Source organism: Xanthomonas hortorum pv. cynarae (assembly GCF_002939985.1).
In the GTDB taxonomy this organism is placed as follows: domain Bacteria; phylum Pseudomonadota; class Gammaproteobacteria; order Xanthomonadales; family Xanthomonadaceae; genus Xanthomonas; species Xanthomonas hortorum_D.
In genome coordinates, this window is record NZ_MDFM01000068.1 from 1 (window position 1) to 3,370 (window position 3,370).

The 3,370-nt window shown below is 54.0% G+C and carries 3 protein-coding genes and 2 pseudogenes; all 5 read right to left on the reverse strand.

Translation table 11 applies throughout. The annotated features are described in order from the left end of the window. Positions 1-323: pseudogene (locus XcyCFBP4188_RS22145) on the reverse strand (VirB4 family type IV secretion/conjugal transfer ATPase); the annotation flags it as partial. A 163-nt stretch (positions 324-486) separates the two neighbouring features. Next, positions 487-1,812, reverse strand: a complete 1,326-nt coding sequence (locus XcyCFBP4188_RS22150; RefSeq protein ID WP_023904410.1) for a peptidoglycan-binding domain-containing protein — start codon at positions 1,810-1,812, stop codon at positions 487-489. Between the two features lie 47 nt (positions 1,813-1,859). Then, on the reverse strand, positions 1,860-2,450 hold the full coding sequence (locus XcyCFBP4188_RS22155; RefSeq protein WP_233397383.1) for a lysozyme inhibitor LprI family protein: 591 nt from the start codon (positions 2,448-2,450) through the stop codon (positions 1,860-1,862). Between the two features lie 138 nt (positions 2,451-2,588). Beyond that, positions 2,589-3,077 carry a DUF4189 domain-containing protein gene (locus XcyCFBP4188_RS22160; protein ID WP_084217894.1) on the reverse strand — a complete coding sequence of 163 codons (489 nt, stop codon included), beginning with the start codon at positions 3,075-3,077 and terminating at the stop codon, positions 2,589-2,591. A gap of 2 nt (positions 3,078-3,079) precedes the next feature. Then, a pseudogene (locus XcyCFBP4188_RS23310) lies at positions 3,080-3,370 on the reverse strand (type IV secretion system protein); the annotation flags it as partial.

Here is a 3,370-nt window from a genome sequence, read left to right on the forward strand (position 1 = left end):
ATCGCCTTCTCGCCGAGGGAATTTTCGGCCGGATGTGTGGCGTGGAAGTTGAAGTAATACGGCTGCCCGTTGGTGGTCTGCAGCGTGGTGACACAGTCGCCCCACGGGTTGTTGTGCTGCTTGCCCTGGGCGAAGTTGTGCAGCGGCGACAGGCCCAGGAAGTTGAGCGAACTCAGGTTGGCGATGCGCGTGCGGAAGCGCCAGTTACCCGGTAGCTGCGCATAGAACGACGAGGCGATTGCCAGATCTTCCTTTGCGGATACGAAACCGGCGTTGGACAGCTCCGCGCGCGTGGTCGCAATCTGACGGGCGAGCTTTTCCTGCTGTCGGCCCCGCAATACTGAGTCGACTTTAATGTGAATATTTAATGGATGATAGTGCAGGATATATGCAGACGCTCTATGCGCTCAGTGAGCGAACAGAAGAGCCAAACGGCGATGGCCTTGGCAAAGCCAAGGCCATCAGGTGAGCCGGACCACGTTTTAGCTAGAGCGTTCGGCTGCGCGTATCGGCTTCTTGCATCTGCGTCTGTTGCGCCTGACGCTGGCTTTCCTCCGCCACCTGTCGGGTGCTGTGCTCCAACGGCTGCGCTTCCGCTTGTGCGCGATCCACGTAGACACGGCGCATTGCCGGGTCCGTCATCTCGCCTTGCACTGCGAAAAAGCCATCCCCGCTCTTGTTGGGCACCACATGATCGATGCGTTGCAAACCACTGACCTTGGCCTCGAACACGATCTGCCCGGCCGCTTGTTGGAGTTCCTGACGGTTGGAGAACCCACCCCGCTCGCCCAAGGCTTCCAGCTTGCTGACCGCGCCGTTGTACATCGCGTTGTCTGGATGACGCGGGTCCGACAGCAATGGGCTTGCGGCCTGTGCCGGCGCAGCCGGAGCGGCCGTCTGCTCGGCTTGCTTGGCAGTGTGCTGCGACAATGCCTGGCCTAATGCAGCTTGCGTCTGCCGTCCCACCACACCATCGACCTGCAATCCATGCTCGCGCTGGAACTGCTCGACGGCATGCTTGGTGTTGGCGCCGAAGTCGCCGTCTGGGTGCAAAGGCTTGCCGTCACGTCCGATGGCACCGAGTTGGGCGAGTTGGCCTTGCAATTGCTTCACTTGCTCGCCGCGCTCGCCTTGTTCCAGTTTGCCGTCGTCAGCCGAGGGAGAGCCATGTGACATCGAACCCTGGGTTGGTAACCGACCTTCGGTCAGACCAACTAAATCCTTCTTTTCCTCAAGCGCCCGATTACGCAACGAATCCCACTGCGTGGGTGAACTCTTGAATAACGTCTCAGTGCGAGAATATTTGTAGTCCTGCAATGCCTCAACGATCTGCTTATCTGACAAATCGGAAAGTTTATAGTCATCACCAAACTTCGCTTCGAGCCCGTTCCGAAATAGCGATGGAGTCAAGGCGCGGTACTGCACTGAGGTACTCCAAATCGCGTCCTGAACAGCAGGACCACGATCGCTTAAATCAAGCCCACCAGCCTTCAATGCGGAAACTTGCTTGTCGTAGTGCGTACTCTTGATGAAATCATGCTGATCCTGACCGAAGGCGGGATCGGTCCGTGCAAGCTGAGTCCACTTAGCATTAAATTCATCTGTCGCGGGCGACAACCCTACGAACTCCTTTTCATAACGCGATTGATCCAAATATTCCCGCAATGTCCCTGACTTAGAGGAAAGCTGGTAGGCGCCGTAAGAAACGCCACCGTGGTCTCCCTTACCCGTCGAAATGGTCTCAGCTCCACGCCGACCACTTTCGTGCCGCGCGGAAGTCATGCCCAAATGCCATCCATCCATAGCCGCCATAATTGAACCCTCATATTCAACCAGTTTATTATGAAAAACCAGGTTTTTTAACGTTTCTCCAGTTCTTCGGCACGCTTCGACGTTGCGTTCAATTCGCAAGAGCTGTCTTCCAACTCTTCCGCCTGCCCACCACCGAGCGCGCCATTTGATTGGCAAAGCGTGTCACGCCATTTTATCCAATCGCGCTCTTCCTGTTTTAGCGAGGCTTTCTTTTCCGCCGGTACGCTTTTCAAAAGACGAACATAAGCCTTATTCAGGCGAGCATCCTGATACGCATACTCTTGATGATTGCAATCCATCAATGCTGGCATTACCGCATCTGCATTTTTAACGCACTGGGCATAGGAAGCACGTAGCTTCACATCTTTGGCTAGGCCGCCGCGCTGCTGTTGTTGGTCGCTATTAAGCGCCTGCTCCAATAGCTGATCTTGCTCGCGAGCAATACGCCTCTGCTCATCGGTGATGCTTGCAGAACCTCCAGTCTGAGGCATAGACGCGCCTACACTCTGCTCCAGCTTTCGAGAGTGATTAGAGAGGTCAGCAGCCGCTTCCGACATGGCTTCTTTCCCGCAAGCTGGAAGCAATAAAAAAATGGCTCCCGCAAAGAAAAGATGCATACCCCTGAGAAAAGCAAGCATTAAAAACCCCACGCAATTCAGGAAAAATTAGTACTTCTTAAAAAATGGATCAGAGCAATCAGTACCTCTAACCACGCACTTGGCACCAGACACTTTGGCGTATTTCTGCAACGCGGAAAACTGAGCCATTAAATAAAATCAGAATTTCTTAAAAATCGGATCACTACAAGTGGACATTGCAATTTTGCAATCCCCTCCTGAATTCTTTTTGCAATTTTTTCTCGCTCTAGATTCCACATCACTCAATGATGGCCCTCCAGTTATTGCCCCCTTACCAGAACTAGAACTAGGCGAGGCAATAGCGGCACACTGATTATGGAAAGTCAATGCGATAGTACATTGCATGCCAGCCAATTTTTCGCAGTTCTGTATAGCGGCATGTTCAGCCTCTTCGCTAGTGAGGCGACCTTTAGTGTAACCAGCGTCACCATTGTCAGCGATGGCAATGGCACCCCATGTTTTTATCCATTCACCTGTAGGCTGCGGCGGCGGAGCAGGAATGCCTCCTCTTGACGTCCCAGAGTCAGGTCCACATTGTGGACTGCCAGGCGCTACACCAACCGGACACGCCGTTTGCGCAAACGCAAAAAGGGGGGAAAGCGCTAATAATAATATAATACTACGCATTCTTAGCCTCGCTGCCTATCGATGTTATTAGCATTACCCATCTTACCGCTTGCGGTCTGACTAGAATTGGATTCATCCCCCGAAACTCGGCCACTAACTTGTGGGACAGGAGTAATTTCAGAGCGCTGATTGTCCCTAGCCGGCTCCGACGGCTGATAAGGCCTACCAGCCCCCGGCTCCTGATTGGCCCGGTCAAGCTGCCCCAGCGCCGAGTACGCCGTGAACTGACCCAGCGTGCCCTGGAAGAAGGCCGCTGCCATCGGTGGTGCGGTGACGATCAAGGTTGTCATGAC